Source organism: Curtobacterium guangdongense (genome assembly GCF_049341845.1).
In the GTDB taxonomy this organism is placed as follows: domain Bacteria; phylum Actinomycetota; class Actinomycetes; order Actinomycetales; family Microbacteriaceae; genus Curtobacterium; species Curtobacterium guangdongense.
Genome location: NZ_JBMPIT010000004.1, coordinates 211,791 through 233,599, shown reverse-complemented (window position 1 = coordinate 233,599; position 21,809 = coordinate 211,791). Strand labels below are relative to the sequence as shown.

Genomic DNA, 21,809 nt, shown 5'->3' with positions numbered 1-21,809 from the left:
GTTCTCCGGTCGAGTGCGCGGAAGTGGCGGGCTCCGGGGTCGCCCGGCCGCCGTTTCTGCGCACTCGATGCCCGGACGACGCCCCGACGCCGCCGACCCCCGCCCCCGACTGCCTGCGCTACGCCCGCGCGACGGGGACCGCCGTGCGGAGCACCGCCGGACCGAGGGTCAGCACCCCGTCGGACTCCGGGTCGCACCGCACCCCACCCCGACCCCGCATCGCCCGGAACGCCCCCGGCGCGAGCTCCTGGTCCATCCAGGCACAGGGGTTCGCCGGGCGGTACCCGCGGAACAGCACGGGGCCGTCACCGGTGTCGAGCGAGAACGGCTCCCCGCGCAACGCCTCGACGTCGACCCCGCGCAGGTACAGGTTCCGCCGGGTCTTCGCGGGGTCGAGGGTGGTGCCGAGGGAGCGGCCGACGTCCTCCAGCGCCTCGAGCCCGATCACGGTGACCGACGCGTGCACGTGCGCCCGCGCGGCGAAGTACCGGTCGCCGACGATCCCGAGCCCGGTGCGCAGCTCGATCCGGTCGCGCAGCTCGTCCTCGTCCGCGGGGAGCGCCCCGTCGTCGGGACGTCCCTCGTAGCGGTGCCGTCTCGACACCAGGAGCATCGCGACCTCGACCTGCGCGACGTGCCGCAACGCACTGGACGCGCCCACGTCGACACCGGAAGCCATGTGGTCGACGGTAGCCGTGCCTCTCCCCACCGGCACGGCCGGTCTGCCGCTGGCGCGTCAGCCCGGAATCGGCGGCGTGGGCCCAGTCCGACGGCGACCGCCCGGCCGCTGCCGCGTCCGATTTCCGCCAGTCGATGACGGTGGCGCGTGCCAGGGTTGGCACATGACCGCCACCGGACCCGACCCGCTGCACGACGAGCGATACCGCATCGCGGCGTCCCGCGACGCCCGGTTCGACGGGCAGTTCGTGACCGCCGTGCACTCCACCGGGATCTACTGCCGGCCGAGCTGCCCGGCCCGCACCCCACGCTCCGCCGGTGTCACGTTCTACCGGACCAGTGCCGCCGCCCACCTCGCCGGCTTCCGGGCGTGCAAGCGGTGCCTGCCGGAGGCCACACCGGGCAGCCCGGAGTGGGACCTGCGCGAGGACGTCGCCGGCCGCGCGATGCGGCTGGTGCTCGACGGCGTCGTCGAGCGTGAAGGCGTCCCCGGTCTCGCTGCCCGCGTGGGGTACTCGGAGCGGCACCTCGGTCGGATCATGACCGAGGAGCTCGGCGCCGGACCGAAGGCCCTGAGCCGTGCGCACCGTGCGCAGACCGCGCGGACGCTGCTCACCTCGTCGGACCTGCCGATCGCGGACGTGGCGTTCGCGGCCGGGTTCGCGAGCGTCCGCCAGTTCAACGACACCGTGCGCGAGGTCTTCGCCGTCACCCCGTCGGAGCTCCGTGCCCGACGCCGGGTGCGTCCGGTCGCGGACGGCGGCCTGCACGTGCACCTGCCGGCACGCGCGCCCTTCGACGGGCAGGGGCTGCTCGACTGGCACGCCCTGCACGCGCTCCCCGGGTTGGAGCACGTGGTCCGATCCGCCGACGGCACCGTCACCTCCTACGGTCGCCTGGTCGCCCTGCCTGGAGGCCCTGGCTGGTTCAGTGCGTCGGCTGCGGTCCCGGACGCGGCCGGCCGGGGCACCGGTGTCGACCTGGTCGTCCGGGTCACGGACCTCAGCGACCTGCCCACGCTGGTCGCGCGGGTGCGGGCGTTGTTCGACCTCGATGCCGACCCGGTCGCGGTGGACTCGGTCCTCGCGTCGGTGCCGACACTCGTGCCGGCGGTCGAACGGGTTCCGGGGATCCGGCTGCCCGGCGCGGTCGACGCGCACGAGGTCGTGTTCCGCACCCTCATCGGCCAGCAGGTCTCGGTCGCGGCGGCCCGCACCGCGCAGGGTCGGCTCGTCGCCGCGCTCGGGACGCCGGTGCCGACGGCCATCGCGTCGGACGGCCTGCTCTTCCCCTCCGCCGCTGACATCGCGTCCCGCGGCGGAGCGGTCCTGCGGGGGCCGGGGGCCCGGATCCAGACCATCCTGCGGGTCGCCGAGGCGTTGGCGGACGGGTCGCTCGTCGTTGACGGCGGGCAGTCGCTCGACGACCTCCGGAACGGGCTCCTCGCGGTGCGCGGCATCGGGCCGTGGACGGCGGACTACGTCGCGCTGCGGGTCCGGCACCATCCGGACTTGTTCCTCCACACCGACCTCGCCGTGCGGAACGGTGCACAGGAGCTCGGGTTGCCCGGTGCGGCGCGCGAGCTCTCCCTATGGTCGGAGCAGGTCGCCCCCTGGCGGAGCTACCTCACGATGCACTGCTGGCGGCCGATCGTCGACCGCGCGGCCCTCGCCGCCCGTGCAGCACACCAGAACCCTCGGAAGGACACCCCATGACCGACGCAGTGATCGCCACCCTCGACACCCCGGACGGCCCGTTCACGGTGCTCGAAGACGACGACGGCCGGGTGCTCGCATCCGGCTGGACGGACTCCGCGGAGCGCATCGTCGCCCGCGTGGTCGCCCGCCACCGACCGGCACTCGTCCGCGCCGGCAGCGTCTCCTCGGCCGATGCCGTCGACGCGTTCTACGCCGGCGAGATCGAGCACGCCATGCAGGTCCCGGTCCGGCAGTTCGGCACCGAGCTCTTCGCAGAAGGCTGGCGGCAGCTCCGGCAGATCCCCGCCGGCTCGACGTTCACGTACACCGAGCTGGCCGCGGCGATGGGCCGACCCGAGGCCGTCCGCGCCGCTGCGAGCGTGTGCGCGCGGAACGCCCCGGCGCTGTTCGTGCCGTGCCACCGGGTGCTCCGCTCGGACGGCTCGCTCGGCGGTTTCGCGTGGGGGCTCGACGTCAAGCGGTCGTTGCTCGAGCGGGAGTCCGTGGGGACCGCGGCGCTGGTCTGACCTGCTTGAATCGTACAAAACGCTCTAGAATGTACGAGTGAGCGAAGTGTCGATCTCCGAAGCACGCACCCGCCTGGCGTCGATCATCGATGACGCCCGAAAAGAACCGGTCTACCTGACGCGTCGCGGCAAGCGGGTCGCGGCCGTGGTGGACGCTGACATCCTCGACCGACTGATGGAAGACGCCGAGGAGCTCGATGACCTCCGCGCGCTGGAAGAAGCGAAGCGTGAGAACGCCCGACTCGGCGGCGAGAACGTCAAGTGGGAGGACCTCAAGCGCGAACTCGGGCTCGGATGACCTACGAGGTCGATGTCGAACCACACGCGCGACGAGCCATCCGGAAACTCCCGCCGCACGCCCGACGGCTGGTGGAGGGCATCCTCGTGCTCCTCGCCGAGGAACCCCGACCGCCGGCCGCACGCAAGCTCGTCGGCAGTGCGGAGTGGCGTGTGCGCGTCGCTGAGTACCGGGTGATCTACCGCATCGACGACGGTCGCCTCGTCGTGATCGTCGTGGCAGCGGCCCACCGGCGCGAGGTCTACCGGGATCGCTGAGGCACCCCGGATCGGTTCCGGGTCGGAACTGTCTGCCCCCGGAAGGTGGGATGTTGCAACGGTCACCATTGCTGCGACACTGCAGACAACCGACTCGCACGGTCCACCCGAGGACCCGACGCAGCGCCGTCGACCCACCTCAGAGGACTCCATGCACGCATCAGTCGACCGTACGGTCGTCTCCACCGACGGCACCCGCATCGCGGTGTCCGACGCCGGCTCCGGTCCGGCGGTGGTGGTCGTGGGGGGAGCGTTCGGCCACCGCGGGACGCCCTTCGTCGAAGAGGTCGTGCAGGGGCTCGCGGTCGACCGCCGTGTGGTCACCTACGACCGGCGCGGTCGAGGCGACAGCGGCGACACCGCCCCGTGGTCGATCGAGCGCGAGGTCGACGACCTCCGTGCCGTCGTCGACTCGGTGGAGGGTCCCGTCACCGTCGTCGCAGTGTGCGTCGGCGCTGGTGTCGTCCTGCACGCCCTCGCCACCGGGTTGCCGGTGGAGGCCGCCGTGCTCTGGGAACCGCCGTACCGCGCGACCGTCGACCCGCACGCGGACGACGTCGTCTTCGCCGACAGCCTGGACGAGCACGTCGCGGCCGGGCGTCGAGCAGCGGCCGTCCGGGCGTTCCTCGCGCAGGTGCTCGGACTCCCGATGGGACAGGTGAGTGCCTACCGCCTGCGACCGGCGCTCTGGCGCACCTTCCTCGCCGACGCGCACGTGCTCGCCCGCGACGTCCGGATGCTGAACGGCCTCGCGATCCCGGAACGGACGCTGTCCGCCGTCGGGGTCCCGGTCGTCGTCGGATCCGGCACCGACAGCGCCGGGTGGCTCGGCCTCGCCGCCCGGGCGACCGCCGACGCCATCCCGGGATCGGAACTCGTCGTGGTTCCCGGGCAGGACCACTCGCCGGATGCCGCCACGCTCCGGGGGCTCCTCACCCGGGTCGGGGCGCTGCAGCGCTGAACGTGGGGGAGGATGGTCGGGTGAGCGCACCACGACTCGGACTCCTGCTGGATGTCGACGGCCCCATCGCCAGTCCCGTCTCCCGCACCATCGCGATCCCCAGCATCGTCGACGACCTGATCGCGCTCGCCGCAGAGGGCATCCCCGTGGTGTTCAACACCGGCCGCAGTGACGCGTTCATCCGTGAGCAGGTCGTGAAGCCCCTGCTCGCCGGCGGTCTCGCTCCAGGTGGTCGGGTACACGCGGTATGCGAGAAGGGTGCCGTGTGGTGCTCGATCGGCCCGCAGTACGAGGACGGCATGGGCGACATCACCGTCGCCGAGGACCTCGCGCTGCCCCGCGACTACGCGGACGAGATGCGTGAGCTGGTCAGGAGCGACTACGCCGACCTGGTCTTCTTCGACGAGACGAAGCGGGCGATGGTGTCGATCGAGCAGCGCGTCGAGGTCCCGAACGCCACGTACCTCGCCCGCCAGCCGGAGTTCGACGAGCGGGCGATGGCGGCACTCCAGCGTCGTGGACTCGGGGTCCGCCGACTCGACGACGTCCGTCCGGCGGCCGACGGCTCCGTGCAGTGGCGCATCGACCCGACGATCATCTCCACCGACGTCGAGGCCGACCGCAGCGGCAAGGACATGGGGGCCGAGCGTTCTCTCGAACTCCTGGCCGAGGACGGCGACCTGCCCGTCGCGTGGCGCACGATGGGTGACTCGCGGAGCGACTACGCGATGGCGGACTGGCTGCACGCGAACGGCCACGAGGTGGCGCACGTCGACGTCCGTCCGTCCGACGGCGTCCCGGCGACGCCGTACCCCGTGCTCACCGCACCCGACGGCGTGATCCACGACGAGGCGGGTGCCCGGTACCTGGCGGACTGGCGCCGCGCGGCGGACTGACGCCGAGCCTCCCCCCACCGGCACGGCCGGTCTGCCGCTGGCGCGTCAGCCCGGGACCGGCGGCGTGGGCCCAGGCCGCGCCGGGGTCGCACGCTTTGCGTGCCGGGGTGGTACACCAGTACCCTTCCGGGGTCCACCGCCAGCCGATGACGGGATCCACCCCATGGCAACGAAGCTCCGCACGAAGTCGATCGAGGCCTCCCTCGCCGACTCCGAAGAACAGGGACGGTCGCTCAAGCGATCGCTGAAGACCTTCGACATCGCGGCGATGGGCATCGCGGTCGCGGTCGGTGCCGGCATCTTCTCCGTCGGCGCGAACGCCGCGGCGAACTTCGCGGGGCCCGGCGTCATCATCTCGTTCCTCCTCGCCGCCGTCACGTGTGGCCTGGCGATCATGTGCTACGCCGAGTTCGCCTCGACGATCCCCGTCGCCGGCTCCGCGTACACGTTCACCTACGCCACGATGGGCGAGCTCCTGGCGTGGATCGTCGGCTGGGACCTGATCCTCGAGACGCTGACCGCGAGTGCCGTGATCGCGAAGTACTGGGGCATCTACCTGAGCCAGGCGTTCGAGGTGTTCGGCGTGAACCTGCCGAGCACGATTGCACTCGGGCCGATCGGCTTCACGTGGGGGCCGGTCCTGATCGTCGGGATCTTCACCGTGCTGCTCGCGTTCGGTACCCGGCTGTCGTCGCGGGTCTCGGCCGTCATCACGATCATCAAGGTCGCCATCGTCGTCTTCGTCATCGTGGTCGGCGCCTTCTTCGTCAAGGCCGCCAACTTCACCCCGTTCATCCCGCCGGCCCAGCCGACCAAGGGCCCGGAGGGCAGCGTCTGGACCCAGTCGCTCGTGTCCTGGTTCACCGGCTCCGAGCCCGCGCAGTACGGCGTCTTCGGGCTGCTCGCCGCGGCGTCGCTGGTGTTCTTCGCGTTCATCGGCTTCGACGTCGTCGCGACCAGTGCCGAGGAGACCGAGAACCCGCAGAAGACCCTGCCGCGCGGCATCTTCATCGGGCTCGGCATCGTGACCCTGCTCTACGTCGGGGTCAGCGTCGTGATCACCGGCATGGTGTCCTACAAGCAGCTCGCATCGGCCGAATCCCCGTCGCTCGTCACCGCGTTCGACCTCGTCGGGCTCCCGTGGGCCGCTGGCATCATCGCGATCGGGTCGCTCATCGGGCTCACCACGGTGGTCATGGTGCTGCTCCTCGGCCTGTCGCGCATCGTGTTCTCGATGAGCCGCGACGGGCTCCTGCCCCGCTGGTTCTCGGTCACGAACCCGAAGACGCAGACCCCGGTCCGGGTGCAGGTCGTTGCGGGCGTCGTCGTCGCGGTACTCGCCGGGTTCACGGCGGTGGACAAGCTCGAGGGCATGATCAACATCGGCACGCTGTCGGCGTTCGTGCTCGTGTCGATCGGCATCATCGTGCTGCGTCGCTCGCGGCCGGACGCACCGCGATCCTTCCGCGTGCCGTGGTCGCCCGTGCTGCCGATCCTGTCCGCGGTCCTGTGCTTCTGGCTGATGCTCAACCTCGAGGTCGAGACCTGGTTGCGCTTCGTGATCTGGCTCGCGATCGGGTTCATCGTCTACTTCGGGTACAGCCGTCGGCACAGCCGGGTGGGGAGCGGGCTGCAGTAGTCGCGCGGCACCGCACGCACGGGCGGCCGCGTCCCGACGGGCGGCCGCGCCCCGACGGGCGCACGGCGCCGATAGCTCCCGCACAACCAAAAGCAGTCCGCGCCACGACCTTCCGTGGCGCGGACTGCTTTTGGTTGTGCGAACGGCCAGCCGACCCAGCGGCGTCAGGCGCCGACGAGGAGCGCGATCCCGAACGCCAGCATCACGAGGGCGACCACCGCGTCGAACACCCGCCACGTGATCGGCTTCGCGAAGAGCGGTCGGAGCAGCCGCCCGCCGAACCCGAGCGCCCCGAACCACAGGCAGCTCGCGGCGACGGCGCCGATCGTCCACCACCAGCGGTCGTCCACGCCCTGCTGGTTCGCGACGGACCCGAGGAACACGAGCGTGTCGAGGTACACGTGCGGGTTCGCCCACGTGAAGACGAGCATGGTCAGCACCGCGGCACGCAGGGTCGGTGCGGGCCGGCCCGCTCGGTCCGCCCCGTCCGCTCGGTCCGCCCCGTCCGCTCCGTCCGCTCGGTCCGCCCCGTCCGCTCGGTCCGCTCGGCCTGGAGGCTCGGCGCGCGTCCGCCCCGCTGCCCCAGCCGCGCGCGTGGTTGCGTCCACCGCCGCATCGCGCCCCGCCACGACCGTCGCGCCCGCATGTGCCGGGGCGCGATGCCCACCAGCGGGCGCGACCTCGGCGGACCCCGCCTCCGGCGCCACCGGGACCCCGTCGTCCGCGGCTCCGATCCGGATCGCATCCCCCGACGGCCGCAATGCCCGACGCGCCGCCAGCACGCCGTAGGTCAACAGGAACGCCGCACCCACGAACCGGATCACGACGAGCGCCACCGGGAACCGCTCGACCACCGCGCCCACGCCGAGCACCCCCGCGAGGATGAGCACCGCGTCCGACACGGCACACACGACGACCGCTGCTGCCACCACCCGGAGTCGGGCACTCACGGCGAGCCGGAGCAGGTACGTGTTCTGCACGCCGATCGCCACGATGAGCGCGAGCCCGGTGCCGAGGCCGGAGAGAGCGGGGAGGAGTGCGGTCACACGTCGACCGTACGGACACGGCGGCGTGCAGTACAGCTCATGTTCCTGATGCGCCGTAAGCTCAGCTCATGCTGCGCCTCCACCGCGACCACCTCGAGACGCTGCTCGCCGCGGTCGACCTGGGCACCTTCGACGCAGCCGCTCGAGCGCTGGCGATCACGCCCTCCGCGGTGTCGCAGCGGATCAAGGCGATGGAGCAGCTCGTCGGCCGGGTACTGGTACAGCGCACGACGCCGATCGTCCCCACCGCCGACGGCGCCGTGGTGCTCCGCCACGCCAGACAGGTCCGGCTGCTCGACGAGGAGACCGCCCGCTCCCTGGGCGCCGGCGGCGGTACCGACGCCGACGGGATCCCGTCGATCCCGCTCGCGGTCAACGCCGACTCCCTCGGCACCTGGTTCCTCGACGCCCTCGCCCTGGTCCGCGCGGACACCGAGGTCGTGTTCGACCTGCATCGGGAGGACCAGGACCGCACGGCCGAGCTGCTGCGAGCCGGCACGGTGATGGCCGCGGTCACGGCGGAGGCCGAGCCCGTCCAGGGATGCTCGTCGGTCCTGCTCGGCATCGATCGCTATCGCGCCGTGGCATCGCCGGACTTCGTCACGAGGTACCTCGACGGCGCGGACACCGAACGGCGGATGCTGCAGCGGCTCGATCGTGTCCCGCTCGTCGACTACGACCACGACGACGACCTGCAGCAGGGCTTCCTGCGCCGGGTCGTCGGCCACGCGCCCCGGGCGCCGCGACACTTCGTGCCGACCTCGGCGGACTTCGCACGAGCAGTGACGCTCGGCTTCGGGTGGGGGCTGCTCCCGGAGGCCCAGTGTCTCGACGCCCTCGCGCGAGGGGCACTCGTGGAGCTCACACCGGGGCGCCGGGCGGACGTTGCGCTGTGGTGGCAGCGTTGGAACCTGGCGTCGCCCCTGCTGGACCGGGTGACCGACGCCGTGTGCTCGACGGCCGCGTCACGCCTGCACGGTCGTCAGACGGTCGCGCGGTAACGCAGCCCGTCCACCAGGAGTCCGACCATCAGCTGGCTCTGTTCCGGTGTCGGTGCCCCGTGGCAGAGGTTCGCGACGGCGTGCAGGAGCTGGCGTGCGTCGACGTCGGCGCGGATCGTGCCGGCCGCCGCGGCGGCGCCGAGCAGCCCGGTGAGCGCGTCGCCGAGTCGCCCGAGGAAGTAGTTCGGCAGGGCCTCGAAGGCGGGATCTCCGGAGTGGAGGGCCGAAGCGAGTCCGCGCTTCGTCGCGACGAACTCGGTGAACCGCTGGAGCCACCGGGCGAGTGCCTCGTCCGGTGCGTACTCGGCCGCGAGCGTGGGGGCGGCCTCCGCGCACGCGTCGACCGCGCGCTGGAACACGGCGACGACCAGGTCGGAACGCTGCGGGAAGTGCCGGTAGAGCGTGCCGACGCCGACTCCAGCGCGGTCCGCGATCACCTTCGCGGGGGCGTCGACCCCGTCCGCCGCGAAGACGGCCTTCGCGGCGTCGGTCAACGCGTCGAGGTTGCGTCGGGCATCGGCGCGCACAGAGTCCTCCTTGCTGCTTGCATAAACGGAAAGCTATTCCGTATAGTTCCGGAAGAGCGTTCCAGTTCGGTCCACGATACGGCACCGACGCACGGGACGCCATCGACAGGAGGAACCATGCAGTACCGCACCCTCGGCAAGACCGGGATCCAGGTCAGCCCCTTCGCGCTCGGCGCGATGATGCTCGGCACCGACGGCCGGATCGGCAACGGCGACGAGCAGGACTCCATCCGCATCGTCCACCGTGCGCTCGACGCCGGGATCAACATCATCGACACGGCCGACCGCTACTCGCAGGGCGGCTCCGAGGAACTCGTCGGCAAGGCGCTCAAGGGCCGCCGCGACGACGTCGTCCTCGCCACGAAGTTCCACGGTCCGATGGGCGAGGACCCGAACCGCCGCGGCAACTCCCGCCGGTGGATCATGCGCGCCGTCGAGGACTCGCTGCGCCGTCTGCAGACCGACCACATCGACCTCTACCAGGCACACCGCCCGGACGACACAGTGGACATCGAGGAGACGCTGTCCGCCCTGACCGACCTGATCCGCAGCGGCAAGGTCCGCGCGATCGGCAGTTCCGACTTCCCCGCGTCCATGCAGGTCGAGGCGCAGTGGACGTCCGAGCGTCGCGGCCTCGAGCGCTTCCGGACCGAGCAGCCCACGTACTCGATCCTCAACCGAGGCATCGAGCGCGAGGTCCTCCCCACCGCCGAGCGCTACGGCATGGGCACCCTGGTCTGGAGTCCGCTCGCCGGAGGCATGCTCACCGGCCGCTTCCGGAAGGGCCAGGAGAGCGACCTCGCCCGCGTGGGGATGTTCCGGCACAACCAGGACGAACGACGCATCGACGCCGTCGAACAGGTCGTCGCCCTGTCCGAGGACACCGGCATCCCGATGACCCACCTGGCGATGGCGTTCGCGATCGCGCACCCGGGCGTGACGAGCGCGCTCATCGGACCGCGGTCGATGGAGCAGCTCGACGACCTGCTCGCCGGTGCCGACGTGGCGCTCTCGGACGAGGTCCTCGACCGCATCGACGCGATCGTCCCGCCGGGCACCGACGTCGGGCGCCTCGACCAGCAGTACAACCCGCCGGCCCTCCTGCAGCCGACCCTCCGCCGCCGCTCGCTCGGAGACCGCTCCGCGTCCGCCTGACTCGCGTCCGCCCGGCTCGCGTCTGCCGGACGGGAGGCTCGGCTCGCTTCCGGCACCGAGCCTCCCGTCCGGCGCCGGGCGCGACCAGGTCCCGGTGCGGGCCATCCGTATCGTTGCGTCCGCAACGAGCGACAAGGTCGCTGTCGTACGACAACGCGCCTGTCGTTCCGAGTCGGCCCGCCGCGCCCCGCTCAGGTCTGGCAGCGCGGGCACCAGTACGTGTCGCGCAGGGTGAGCTCGGAATCGCCGAGCTCCCCGGCGCGGATCGGCGTCCGGCACCGCAGACAGGGCTTGCCGCGGCGGTTGTACACCCAGAACCGCGACCCCGGCCGATCGACGCCCGTCGTCACCCGGGCGCTGCGATCGCGGTTCATCACGATGAGCCGGCGGGCCAGGTCGATCATCCGCGCCGTGTCGTGCACCTCGCCGACGGGGCGCGTCGGCAGGACCCCGCGGAGGAAGCAGAGCTCGTTCCGGTAGACGTTGCCGAGCCCCGCGAGCACGCGCTGGTCGAGCAGCGCGAGGCCGACCGGACGTGCGGGATCGGCGGTGAGGTTCGCCTCGGCGAGTCCGGCGTCCCAATCGGGGCCGAGGAGGTCCGGGCCGAGGTACCCGACGATCTCGGACTCCTGGTCGCGCGGGACGACCTCGAGGACACCGAGCGCGAAGCCGACCGTCGACACGTCCGCCGCGTCGAGGATCGCCCGCGCCTGGTGCGCCGGTCGACGCCAGCGATCACCGGGGGCGTAGACGTCCCAGCGGCCCTCCATCTTGAGGTGCGAGTGCACCGTCAGGTCGCCGATGCGGTGCAGGATGTGCTTCCCGCGCGGGACCACCTCCTCCACGGTGCGCCCGACGAGGTCGAGCGTGGCGAAGGCGGGCACCCGGAAGTCGCTGCGCGTCAGGACCTTGCCCGCGAGTGCGGCATGCAGGCGTCCTGCTGCGCGGAAGACGGTGTCACCCTCAGGCACGGAGCCGGACCCCCTGCGGCGTCGCCGTGAAGCCCGCGGCGCGGAGCGCCTCGCCGAGCGGGGACTCGAGCACGAAGACGCCGTCGACCCGCTCCACGGAGAGCTTGCCGAGGCCGCTCCGCACCGCGCCCGCGACGGACGTGGCCGCTGCGGCGAGGTCGGCCGGGTCCTCGGTGAAGGTCAGCACGGACTTGCCGCCGCGCTCGACGTAGACCGCGAGTTCCCCGTCGATGAGCACGACGAGCGCACCCGCCTTGCGACCGGGGCGGTGCCCGCGGGACTTCGGTTCGGCCGTCGTCGCGCCGGATCCGTCGTCGGGATCGGCGTCGGTCGGCCACGGCAGCGCCGCACCGTACGGGTTCGCAGGGTCGGTGGCTGCCAGCACCAGGGCCGTCCGTGCGCGGTCCGGGTTCGCGCGTTCGTCGTCGTCGAGGTCCCTGGCGAACGTGCGGAGCCGGTCGACGGTCGGGCTCGTGGCGAACTGCGCTGCCCCGAGCCCCTCGATGAAGTACCCGCGCCGTGCTCGCCCCGACTCCTCGAAGCGCGAGAGCACCCGGTACACGCCGGCGAACCCGCCGCGGACGCCCTCGACCTGCACAGCACCGCGGGTCACGACGCCGTACCGTTCGAGCAGCTGCTCGGCGGTCGCCGCTGCCCGAACGGTCGCGTCCGCCTCGGCCAGGGGCAGCAGCGACCAGCGCCCGCCGACACTCGGCGGCCCGGACTGCGACGGCATCGTCGGACGCCGACGCCCGCGGTACGCCCGGGTCCGCGGTGCAGCACTCGACCGGGCCTTGCCGCCGAGCATCGCGCGGAGCGGGGCGAACGTGTCGTTCGTGATCTGCCCGGCCCACACGAGGTCCCACAGTGCGGTCGTGAGCGCCTGGTCGTCGGTGCTGCCGACGGCCTGCCCGAGCTGCCGGAAGAAGTACGCGCCACCGCCGGCGAGGGCGCCGAGCACGTCGCGCTGCAGTTCGGTCGTCTCGTCGCCCGCCGGCTCGGCGAGGGTGGTCGGTGCCGTGTCGGCGAGGTGGAGGCGGACCCAGCCGTCGTTCCCGGGCAGGGTTCCGCCACCGGACCACAGGACCTCTCCCGTGGCGGTGAGCTCGTCGAGCATGCTCGGGGCGTAGTCGGACACGCGTGCGGGGAGCACCAGGGACTCCCAGGCGCTCGCGGGCAGGGCGACGCCGGCGAGCTGGTCGACGACCTGCAGGACCCCGTCGATCCCGCGCAGGCCCCCGCGGACACCCGGTGTCTGGACGTGCTGCCACGCGGGCAGGAACCGGCCGAGGGTGTCCGGGGAGACCGGTTCGACCTCGTGCCGGAGCGCCGCGAGCGACCGCGTGCGGATGCGCCGCAGGACCTCGGCGTCGCACCACTCGGCGCCCTGACGGTCCGGGCGGAACTCGCCCTCGACCAGGCGCCGGTCCGCGACGAGCCGACGCAGGGTGTCCTGCACGACGGCGACGCCGAGCCCGAGCCGCGTGGCGGCGTCCTGCGCGGCGAAGGGGCCGTGCGACCGGGCGTACCGGCCGACGAGGTCACCGAGGGGATCGGCCACGGGCTCGATGAACGCGGTGGGGACACCGATGGGCAGCGGAACGCCGAGGGCGTCGCGGAGCCGGGCGGCGTCCTCGATGACGGCCCAGCGCGTGGACCCTGCGTGCGAGAACGACAGCACGCGGCGGTCGCGCTCGAGCGATTCGAGCGTCGTCCGCACGGTCGCCCGAGCCGCGTCGCGGTCGTCCGAGGAAGCCACCCAGCTCCGGTCGACGGCCTCGTCGAGGTCGAGTGCGCCCACGAGGCGGAGGACGTCGACGAGCCCCTCGGCGTCGCGTGCCCGACGGTCCGGTGAGAGCCGCTGCAGGTCCTGCTCGGTGGAGGCGATCACGGCCGGGTCGAGGAGCTCGCGGAGCTCGGCCCGCCCGAGCAGCTCCCCGAGCAGTGTCGAGTCGAGCGACAGGGCCGCCGCGCGACGCTCGGCGAGCGGGGTGTCGCCCTCGTACATGAAGGCAGCGACGTACCCGAACAGCAGCGAACGGGCGAACGGCGATGGCTGCTCGGTCTCGCTCTCGACCAGGCGGATCTTCCGCCGGGCGATCTCGTCCGCGATGCCGAGCAGGGACGGCACGTCGTAGACGTCCTGCAGCACCTCGCGCACGGTCTCGAGGACGATCGGGAACGTCGGGTACTTCTGGGCGACCTCGAGCAGCTGCGACGCCCGCTGCCGCTGCTGCCACAACGGAGAACGTTGCCCCGGATTGCGCCGGGGGAGCAGGAGTGCACGCGCGGCGCACTCGCGGAAGCGTGCGGCGAACAGCGCGGACCCGCCGACCTCGTCGGTGACGAGCGCTTCGAGGTCGTCGCGCTCGAAGACGAACAGGTCGGCTCCTGGCGGCTCGGCGTCGGTCTCGGGGATCCGCACGACGATGCCGTCGTCCGCCGCCATCGCGTCGCCGTCGATGCCGTGGCGTTCCCGGAGCCGCGCAGCCACCGCGAGGGCCCACGGCGCGTGCACCTGCATGCCGTACGGGGAGTGCAGGATGAGCCGCCAGTCGCCGAGTTCGTCGCGGAACCGCTCGACGACGAGCGTCGTGTCGTTCGGGACGTGCCCGGTGGTCTCGCGCTGTTCGCGGAGGAACGTCAACAGGTTCGTGATCGCGCGCTCGTCGAGCCCACCGGCGGCGACGCGGGCGCGGGCGTCGGCGTCGGAGGCGCCCTCGACCTCTCGGATGAAGGCGCCGGTCGCCCGTCCGAGCTCGGCTGGTCGGCCGATGCCGTCGCCCTTCCAGAACGGGACCCGCCCCGGCTGCCCGAACGCCGGGCTGACGATCACCCGGTCGTGGGTGATCTCCTCGATCCGCCAGCTCGTGGCCCCGAGCGCGAAGACGTCCCCGACGCGGGACTCGTAGACCATCTCCTCGTCGAGCTCGCCGACGCGGGACGCCCGCTCCCCGACCATGAAGACGCCGAACATGCCGCGGTCCGGGATGGTGCCGCCGCTCGTCACCGCGAGTCGCTGGGCGCCGGGCCGACCGGTCAGCGTGCCGTGCACCCGGTCCCAGACCAGGCGCGGGCGGAGCTCGGCGAACTCGTCGCTCGGGTAGCGCCCGGTGATGAGATCGAGGGTGGCCTCGAACGCCGAGCGCGGCAGCCCGCTGAACGGCGCGCTTCGGCGGACGAGCTCGAACCAGTGCTCGACGTCGAGGGTGTCGACCGACCCGGCGGCGACGGTGTGCTGCGCGAGGACGTCGAGCGGGTTCGCGGGCACGGAGATCGACTCGATCTGCCCCGACACCATGCGCTCGACGGTGACCGCGCTGTGCACGAGGTCCGCCCGGTGCTTCGGGAACAGCACCCCTCGAGAGATCTCGCCCACCTGGTGCCCGGCTCGACCGACGCGCTGCAGCCCGCTGGCGACCGACGGCGGTGCCTCGACCTGGACGACGAGGTCGACCTCGCCCATGTCGATGCCGAGTTCGAGCGAGCTGGTGGCGACCACGCACCGGAGCCGTCCGGACTTCAGGTCGTCCTCGATGATGGCGCGCTGGTCCTTCGACACGGAGCCGTGGTGCGCGCGGGCGAGCGCGGGGATCGACGCATCGGAGCCGGCGGTCTGGCCCGACGCCCCGATCACCTCCGCCGGAGGACGGGTCGGCGCAGGTGCGTGGGCGGACGCCCGTGCCGGTGATTGCGCACCAGGAACGCCCGCAGCAACGAGGGCAGCGTCACCGGAGGCCGCCACCACCCGTTCCTCGTGGATCTCGTTGAGCCGCGCGGTCAACCGCTCGGCGAGCCGCCGGGAGTTCGCGAACACGATCGTCGACCGGTGTTCCTCGATCAGGTCGACCACGCGTTCTTCGACGTGCGGCCAGATCGACCCGTTCGTCGGGGCGTCCGACGCGTCGGCCCCGACCGGCGGCGCCCCGAGCTCGGACATGTCGTCGACGGGCACGACCACCCGCAGGTCGAACGTCTTCTGCGCGGGCGGCGCGATGATCTCCACCGGAGCCCGTCCGCCGAGGAACCGCGCGACCTCTTCCGCCGGGCGCACCGTCGCCGACAGACCGATCCGCTGCACCGGCTTGTCGAGCAGGTCGTCGAGTCGCTCGAGGGACACCGCGAGGTGCGCCCCGCGCTTGCTGGAGGCGACGGCGTGGACCTCGTCGACGATGACGGTGTCGACGTTCACCAGGGTCTCGCGCGCCTGCGACGTCAGCATCAGGTACAGCGACTCCGGCGTCGTGATGAGGATGTCCGGCGGCTGCCGCAGGAGCTTCTGCCGATCGGACGACGGGGTGTCCCCGCTCCGCACGCCCACCGTGACGTCCGGTGGTTCGAGCCCGAGCCGACGAGCCGTCTGCGTGATGCCGACCAGGGGACTGCGGAGGTTCCGCTCGACGTCGACACCCAGGGCCTTCAACGGGGAGACGTAGAGCACCCGCGTGCGCTGCTTGGCCGGCGGGTGCTCCGTCGAGCTGATCAGTCGGTCGATCGACCACAGGAAGGACGCCAGCGTCTTGCCGGACCCGGTCGGCGCCACCACGAGCGCGTGCCGTCCGGTCGAGATCGCGTCCCACGCGCCGGACTGCGCCGCGGTCGGAGCGGAGAACGCGCCACGGAACCACTCCGCGGTCGCGGGGGAGAAGCGCTCGAGCACGTCCGTCATGGTCCGTCCCATCCTGCCCGCGACCCCCGACAACCGACCCAATGAGAAGACGTCCTTGACAAAGCGATAGTTACCGATCTATCGTTAACACATCGCGATACGAACGGAACAGTTCGGAAGCGCGAGACGACTTCGAACACGAACCAGGAAGGAGTCACTCATGCGCACCATGGATGACTACGAGAACAACGACAACGGCCGCCAGCAGCGCGGCTTCGGTCCGCGCGGCCCCCGCTTCGGCGGCGCGCGGCAGCACCACGGCGCCGGCTTCCCCGGCCGCGACCGCGGTGACCACGGTGGACGCGGCGGCTTCGGCCGTGGCGGTTTCGGTCCCGGCATGGGCTTCGGCCCCGGCATGGGTCCCGGGATGGGCTTCGGCGGCCCCGGCTTCGGCCGTGAGCGTCGTCGCCGCGGCGACGTCCGCCTCGCGATCCTCGGCCTGCTGGCCGAGGGCCCGCAGAACGGCTACGCGATCATCAAGACGATCGCCGAGCGCACCGGCGGCGCCTGGAAGCCGAGCCCCGGCTCGGTCTACCCGACGCTCCAGCAGCTCGTCGATGAAGACCTCGTCGTCTCGACGGGTGACGGCCGCAAGACGCTCTTCGAGCTCACCGACGCCGGCAAAGCCGAGGCAGAGGCGAAGGCCGACGAGATCGCCGCGGCGTGGGACTCCACGCCCGGTGTCCCGGACGCACAGCGCGAGTTCTTCGAGTCGCTCCGCAAGACGATGGGCGTGCTCCACATGTACCGCACCAGCGCGACGGAGGAGCAGACCAAGGCGGCAGCCGCCAAGGTCGACCAACTCCGCAAGGACCTCCTGCAGATCCTCGCCGACTAGCGACACAACACCACGCGGACGGGAGGCCCGGTGCCAGCTGGCACCGGGCCTCCCGTCCGTCCGTGGTCCCTCCCACAGCATCGAGGGAGCAGAAAACGTCGGGTCGCCAGCGCGTACCCGACGTTTTCTGTTCCCTCGATCGCAGGGCGGGCGCGTTCGGGCGCGTCGGGCGCGCGGCAGGGGCGTGGGTCAGGAAGCGATGAAGGCGGCCACGTCCGCCAGTTCCGCCGCCGACACCGCGTGCGGCAGTCCCTCGTAGGTGCGATCGGTCACGTCGGTGTGCGCCGCTGCCCAGGCGGCCGTCCGCGCGGTGGCCTCGCCAGGGATGACCGGGTCGAGGTCGCCGTGCCCGAGGAAGACCCGCGGGCGCACCGCGGCGACGGCCTCGTCACGGGAGTCCGCGACGCCGGGCACCACGAACCCGGACAACGACACGGCGAACGCGAAGCCCGCCGACCGTGCGCGCAGGAGCTGCAGCGCCATCGACCCGCCCTGCGAGAACCCGAGCAGCCCGATCCGCGGGTGGTCGGCGGCGACGGCGTCGATCCAGTCGAGGACGCCGTCCACCGCGGCATCGACGGGCTCGAGCGCGGGCGACCCCGGCGTCCCGAGCGGGTACCAGCTGTACCCGGGCCCCCAAGCCATCGGTGCCCGCAGCGACGCGATCGTCCACGTCGGCGGCAGCGCGGGCGCGAGGCCGAGGAGATCCTGCTCGTTCGACCCCACCCCGTGCAGCAGGACGAGCAGGGGTGTGCCGGCGCGTTCGCCTGCCGGACGGGTCCACTGGACGGCGCTCTGGTCGATCATGCTGCCGAGAATAGTTGACGCATCAACCATCCCCAACCCCGTGGTCTTGCACGTCCTTCGCCCCGGTCCCTGGTAGACACGGTGCATGGCCTCGTTGCGCACCCCCGACCCCGACTCCGGCTGGCTGTCCGACGAGGAGCTCGCGATGGTCCGCCGTCGCCTGCCGATCTGCTACGTCGAGGCGATCCCCGTCCGCACCGACGGCCTCGGTGTCGTGACCGAGGTCGGTGTGCTGCTCCGCGTCGCCCCGAGCGGTTCGATCGCCCGCACGCTCGTGTCCGGACGTGTGATGTTCGGCGAGTCGATCCGCACCGCGCTGTTCCGGCACCTCGAGAAGGACCTCGGGCCGATGGCGTTCCCGCAGCTGCCGTCGAACCCGGCGCCGTTCACCGTCGCGGAGTACTTCCCGCTGCCCGGCGCCTCGGTGTACACCGACGAGCGACAGCACGCGATCTCCCTGGCGTACGTCGTCCCCGTCACCGGCACGTGCGAGCCGCGTCAGGACGCCCTCGAGCTGACGTGGATGAGCCCGATGGAAGCCGCGTCGGCCGCGGTCTCCGACGAGATGGAAGGCGGCCGCGGCGCACTCATGCGTGCGGGTCTCGCCTCCGTCGGCGCGCTGCTGTAACGACCTCCGAACACGACGAAGCCCCCGCGATCCGCATGGGATCCGGGGGCTTCGCAGTGCGGTCTGTGCGACCGACTTGGTCTTACTTGTTGTCCTTGAAGCTGTCGGCAACGCCGTGCGCGGCGTCCTTTACGTCCGTCGCACCCTGCTTCGCCGAGGCCTTCGCCTGGTCGGTCTGGCCTTCGGCCTTGAGGCGGTCGTTGTCCGTCAGGTTCCCGACGGCTTCCTTGGCCTTGCCGGCTGCCTTCTCGGCAGCGTTCTTGATGTCATCGATGCCAGCCATAGGCGGCTCCTTCCGTCGGTGGACAGGTCATCCGGGTGGCACTCTCGCGCCCTCCGGTGACCCAGAAGCTACACCTGACGGGACATCCGCTCGCAGGGAGCGTTGAGGTTGTCCCCTGGCGTCAGCGCGCGGAGCCGGCCGGACGCGATGCCCGACGCGAACCGCCACGACGGTTGCCACCGGGCTCGGAACCGGAGCGACCGGCGGCGTAGCCACCGTCCGACGACCAGACCGGAGCCGAGCCACCGCGGACGGTGTCGCTCGACGCACGACGGCTCCCGCCGCTGCGACGCTGCCCACCGGCCGACGCGGTGTCGGCGGAGCGACCGCCGCGACCGGCGGACGCGGCGTCCGCGGAACGGCCGCCACGACGTCCTGCACCGGATCCGCTGGCAGCCGAGCCGGACTGCGCGGCCGGAGCCGAGCCTCCCGTCCGACCGCCGCGACCACGGCCGCGACCGCGACCCTGACCGGCGGACTCGGACGAGGCGGACTGCTGGCGACGGGGCTGCTGCTGCTGGACCGGGGCCTCGGCCACGTGGCGGATCGGGGCGATCTCACCGACGAGCTCGGCGACCGGCGCGGAGTTCGCGCTGACCTGCTGCGGCTTGGCGGTGATCGCGGCCTTGCGCATCATCTGCGCGACGTCGCGACGCTCGGCCGGCATGACGACCGTGACGACGTCACCGGACGAACCGGCACGGGCGGTACGGCCCGAGCGGTGCAGGTACGCCTTGTGCTCGGTCGGCGGGTCGACGTGCACGACGAGCTCGACGTTGTCGACGTGCACACCACGGGCGGCGACGTCGGTGGCGACGAGGACGAGGGCCTCGCCGGCGGAGAACTTCGCGAGGTTCCGCTCACGGGCGCCCTGCGACAGGTTGCCCTGCAGGTCCACCGCGGGGATGCCCTGCGACGAGAGCTGCTTGGCCAGGCGCTTGGCGTGGTGCTTCGTGCGCATGAAGAGGATGCGGCGACCGGTGCCGGAGGCGAGGGTCCGGACGAGGTCCTTCTTCGCGTCGGCGTCGGCGACCTCGAACACGTGGTGGGTCATCGCCTCGACGGGGCTGGACTCGTCGTCGACGGAGTGCATCACCGGGTTGTGGAGGAACTTCTTGACGAGCTTGTCCACGCCGTTGTCGAGCGTGGCGGAGAACAGCAGGCGCTGTCCCTGCTCGGGCGTCGCCTGCATGATCTTCGTCACGCCGGGCAGGAAACCCATGTCGGCCATGTGGTCGGCCTCGTCGAGGACGGTGACCTCAATCGCGTCGAGCTGCACGTGGCCCTGCTGCATGAGGTCGGCGAGGCGACCGGGGCAGGCGACGACGACGTCGACGCCACCGCGCAGCGCGTCGACCTGACGGCCCTGCGAGACGCCGCCGAAGATCGTCGTGGTGTTCAGGCCCATCGCCTTGGCGAGCGGGGCGAGCGTCGCGTCGATCTGCGTCGCGAGCTCACGCGTCGGGGCGAGGACGAGCGCGCGGGGGCGCCCGGCGCGGCGCTTGCGCGGGTTGGCGGCGAGGCGCGCGGCGAGCGGGATCGCGAAGGCGATCGTCTTGCCGGAGCCGGTGCGGCCACGGCCGAGCACGTCCTTGCCGTTGAGGGAGTCGGGGAGGGTGTCCACCTGGATCGGGAAGGCGGTCTCCTTGCCCTGGGCGACGAGGACGTCGACCATCGGGGTCGGGACGCCGAGATCGGCGAAGCGGACGTCAGCAGTGGGGTTGGTCATGGTGACCTTTCGGGCCGTTGCCGGCCGTGGTGCGCGCTCGGATCAGCGCGCGGGCGGGAGCATGTCCGTTGTCGCTGTCCGCTGGTCGCTCCGGGGGAGCGGGCCTGCGGGCGCGATGGTGTGGACACTGTCGCCGCAGCAGAGAGCCTGGCACCGGTGTTCCGACCCGGACGGGTTCCGGGGGAGCGGTGGTGCGCGATACGCATCGGTCGAGTTCGACCGGGAGGTTTCGGGGGCGTCCGTACGACGCACGAGGCGATCGGCGCCTCGAGTACTGCCCATCATAGCGGGTGGACCCGAAACCTGCTCGTGGGATGATCCGTGCATGCTGTCACGGACCCTGCTCATCGGTGCCGTCGTCGTGGGGACCCTGCTCGTGTCCGGTTGCGCGACTGCTTCGTCTCCGGCGTCCGGGGGTCACGACTACACGAACCTGCCGACCTCGGGTGTCCCCGACTACCAGCTCGGTGGCGCCTACCGGCCGGCGGACGACGTGACGATCGTCGAGCGCGACAGCACCGCGCACCCCGCGTCCGGCAAGTACGACATCTGCTACGTCAACGGCTTCCAGACCCAGCCGGAGGACGCGTCGATGTGGAAGCGCTCGCACGCCGACGCCCTGTTGCGGGACGACGACGGCGATCCGGTGTCCGACCCGGGGTGGCCGGACGAGATGCTCCTCGACACGAGGACGGCCGCCGCGCGCGACTCGATCGTGGCGGTGCTGACGAAGTCGATCGCCCGGTGCAGCGACCGCGGGTTCGACGCCGTCGAGTTCGACAACCTCGACTCGTGGACGCGCTCGCACGGTGCGCTGACCCGGTCGGGGAACCTCGCCCTGGCCTCGGCGCTCGTCGACGTCGCGCATGCGCACGGACTCGCCGCCGGGCAGAAGAACACCCCGCAGCTCGGGGCCTCCGGCAAGCGTGACACCGGGTTCGACTTCGTCGTCGCGGAGGAGTGCGTGAAGTACCGGGAGTGTGCCGCGTACACGAAGACCTACGGTCCGCGGGTCATCGACATCGAGTACTCGGACAACATCGGCCGGTCGTGGTCCTCGGTGTGCGACCTCGACGACCGCCCGGCGATGACGATCCTGCGCGACCGGGACCTGGTGCCCGTGTCGTCGAAGGCGTACGTGTTCGAGCGCTGCTGAGCGCTGGTGCCGGTTTCGTGCTCAGCGACACGTCACGGCCGTGCGG

At 72.0% G+C, this 21,809-nt stretch carries 20 protein-coding genes; 12 read left to right on the top strand and 8 right to left on the bottom strand.

Translation table 11 applies throughout. From position 1 onward, the window contains the following. Positions 1-118 precede the first annotated feature (118 nt). A complete protein-coding gene (locus tag ACO0E1_RS07665) occupies positions 119-679 on the bottom strand; it encodes a molybdenum cofactor biosysynthesis protein (RefSeq protein WP_422873630.1) in 561 nt (186 codons plus the stop codon). A gap of 163 nt (positions 680-842) precedes the next feature. On the opposite strand from ACO0E1_RS07665, the gene ACO0E1_RS07660 reads away from it, so the two are divergent. The 7 genes from ACO0E1_RS07660 to ACO0E1_RS07630 all read left to right on the top strand — a co-directional run bounded on the left by ACO0E1_RS07660 (position 843) and on the right by ACO0E1_RS07630 (position 6,953). Then, positions 843-2,393, top strand: coding sequence for a DNA-3-methyladenine glycosylase 2 family protein (locus ACO0E1_RS07660; protein WP_422873629.1), 1,551 nt, complete (start codon positions 843-845; stop codon positions 2,391-2,393). Further along, positions 2,390-2,902, top strand: a complete 513-nt coding sequence (locus ACO0E1_RS07655) for a methylated-DNA--[protein]-cysteine S-methyltransferase (protein WP_422873628.1) — start codon at positions 2,390-2,392, stop codon at positions 2,900-2,902. The genes ACO0E1_RS07660 and ACO0E1_RS07655 overlap by 4 nt, the downstream gene beginning before the upstream one ends. A 37-nt stretch (positions 2,903-2,939) precedes the next feature. Then, entirely contained in the window at positions 2,940-3,200 is a 261-nt protein-coding gene (locus ACO0E1_RS07650) for a type II toxin-antitoxin system Phd/YefM family antitoxin (protein WP_422873627.1), read from the top strand. Further along, on the top strand, positions 3,197-3,457 hold the full coding sequence (locus ACO0E1_RS07645; protein ID WP_422873626.1) for a type II toxin-antitoxin system RelE family toxin: 261 nt from the start codon (positions 3,197-3,199) through the stop codon (positions 3,455-3,457). Before ACO0E1_RS07650 ends, ACO0E1_RS07645 begins: the two co-directional genes overlap by 4 nt. Positions 3,458-3,608: 151 nt before the next feature. Then, on the top strand, positions 3,609-4,418 hold the full coding sequence (locus ACO0E1_RS07640) for an alpha/beta fold hydrolase (protein WP_422873625.1): 810 nt from the start codon (positions 3,609-3,611) through the stop codon (positions 4,416-4,418). Positions 4,419-4,438: 20 nt separating this feature from the next. Next, a complete protein-coding gene (locus ACO0E1_RS07635) occupies positions 4,439-5,314 on the top strand; it encodes an HAD family hydrolase (RefSeq protein WP_422873624.1) in 876 nt (291 codons plus the stop codon). A gap of 163 nt (positions 5,315-5,477) precedes the next feature. Further along, positions 5,478-6,953: an APC family permease gene (locus ACO0E1_RS07630; protein ID WP_422873623.1), complete on the top strand. Its 1,476-nt coding sequence runs from the start codon at positions 5,478-5,480 to the stop codon at positions 6,951-6,953. 164 nt (positions 6,954-7,117) lie between these two features. Here the strand turns inward: ACO0E1_RS07630 and ACO0E1_RS07625 are convergent, their stop codons facing one another. Next, the gene (locus ACO0E1_RS07625; protein ID WP_422873622.1) at positions 7,118-7,999 is read right to left on the bottom strand and encodes a LysE/ArgO family amino acid transporter; all 882 of its coding nucleotides are present in this window, start codon (positions 7,997-7,999) and stop codon (positions 7,118-7,120) included. A gap of 68 nt (positions 8,000-8,067) precedes the next feature. On the opposite strand from ACO0E1_RS07625, the gene ACO0E1_RS07620 reads away from it, so the two are divergent. Then, a complete protein-coding gene (locus ACO0E1_RS07620; RefSeq protein ID WP_422873621.1) occupies positions 8,068-9,000 on the top strand; it encodes a LysR family transcriptional regulator ArgP in 933 nt (310 codons plus the stop codon). On the opposite strand, the gene ACO0E1_RS07615 is transcribed toward ACO0E1_RS07620, so the two are convergent. Beyond that, positions 8,982-9,527, bottom strand: a complete 546-nt coding sequence (locus ACO0E1_RS07615) for a TetR/AcrR family transcriptional regulator (RefSeq protein ID WP_422873620.1) — start codon at positions 9,525-9,527, stop codon at positions 8,982-8,984. The genes ACO0E1_RS07620 and ACO0E1_RS07615 overlap by 19 nt on opposite strands. A gap of 117 nt (positions 9,528-9,644) precedes the next feature. Here ACO0E1_RS07615 and ACO0E1_RS07610 point away from each other — a divergent pair, with 117 nt between their 5' ends. Next, positions 9,645-10,682, top strand: a complete 1,038-nt coding sequence (locus ACO0E1_RS07610) for an aldo/keto reductase (protein ID WP_422873619.1) — start codon at positions 9,645-9,647, stop codon at positions 10,680-10,682. Positions 10,683-10,873: 191 nt separating this feature from the next. Here ACO0E1_RS07610 and ACO0E1_RS07605 read toward each other — a convergent pair whose 3' ends face one another. Continuing rightward, a complete protein-coding gene (locus ACO0E1_RS07605; protein WP_422873618.1) occupies positions 10,874-11,653 on the bottom strand; it encodes a DNA-formamidopyrimidine glycosylase family protein in 780 nt (259 codons plus the stop codon). Then, complete coding sequence (locus ACO0E1_RS07600) at positions 11,646-16,322, bottom strand: ATP-dependent helicase (protein ID WP_422873617.1); 4,677 nt, start codon at positions 16,320-16,322, stop codon at positions 11,646-11,648. The genes ACO0E1_RS07605 and ACO0E1_RS07600 overlap by 8 nt, the downstream gene beginning before the upstream one ends. 169 nt (positions 16,323-16,491) lie before the next feature. Between ACO0E1_RS07600 and ACO0E1_RS07595 the strand changes: the two genes are divergently transcribed. Further along, positions 16,492-17,160, top strand: a complete 669-nt coding sequence (locus tag ACO0E1_RS07595) for a PadR family transcriptional regulator (protein ID WP_422873786.1) — start codon at positions 16,492-16,494, stop codon at positions 17,158-17,160. 189 nt (positions 17,161-17,349) lie between these two features. Here the strand turns inward: ACO0E1_RS07595 and ACO0E1_RS07590 are convergent, their stop codons facing one another. Continuing rightward, on the bottom strand, positions 17,350-17,967 hold the full coding sequence (locus tag ACO0E1_RS07590) for an alpha/beta hydrolase (RefSeq protein ID WP_422873616.1): 618 nt from the start codon (positions 17,965-17,967) through the stop codon (positions 17,350-17,352). Positions 17,968-18,052: 85 nt separating this feature from the next. Here ACO0E1_RS07590 and ACO0E1_RS07585 point away from each other — a divergent pair, with 85 nt between their 5' ends. Continuing rightward, on the top strand, positions 18,053-18,595 hold the full coding sequence (locus ACO0E1_RS07585) for an NUDIX hydrolase family protein (RefSeq protein ID WP_402727306.1): 543 nt from the start codon (positions 18,053-18,055) through the stop codon (positions 18,593-18,595). An 82-nt stretch (positions 18,596-18,677) separates the two neighbouring features. Here the strand turns inward: ACO0E1_RS07585 and ACO0E1_RS07580 are convergent, their stop codons facing one another. Both ACO0E1_RS07580 and ACO0E1_RS07575 read right to left on the bottom strand, forming a co-directional pair. After that, positions 18,678-18,878, bottom strand: a complete 201-nt coding sequence (locus tag ACO0E1_RS07580) for a CsbD family protein (protein WP_422873615.1) — start codon at positions 18,876-18,878, stop codon at positions 18,678-18,680. A gap of 121 nt (positions 18,879-18,999) precedes the next feature. Then, positions 19,000-20,607, bottom strand: coding sequence for a DEAD/DEAH box helicase (locus ACO0E1_RS07575; protein WP_422873614.1), 1,608 nt, complete (start codon positions 20,605-20,607; stop codon positions 19,000-19,002). A gap of 325 nt (positions 20,608-20,932) precedes the next feature. Here ACO0E1_RS07575 and ACO0E1_RS07570 point away from each other — a divergent pair, with 325 nt between their 5' ends. Next, a complete protein-coding gene (locus tag ACO0E1_RS07570) occupies positions 20,933-21,763 on the top strand; it encodes an endo alpha-1,4 polygalactosaminidase (protein ID WP_422873613.1) in 831 nt (276 codons plus the stop codon). The last annotated feature ends 46 nt before the right edge of the window (positions 21,764-21,809 follow it).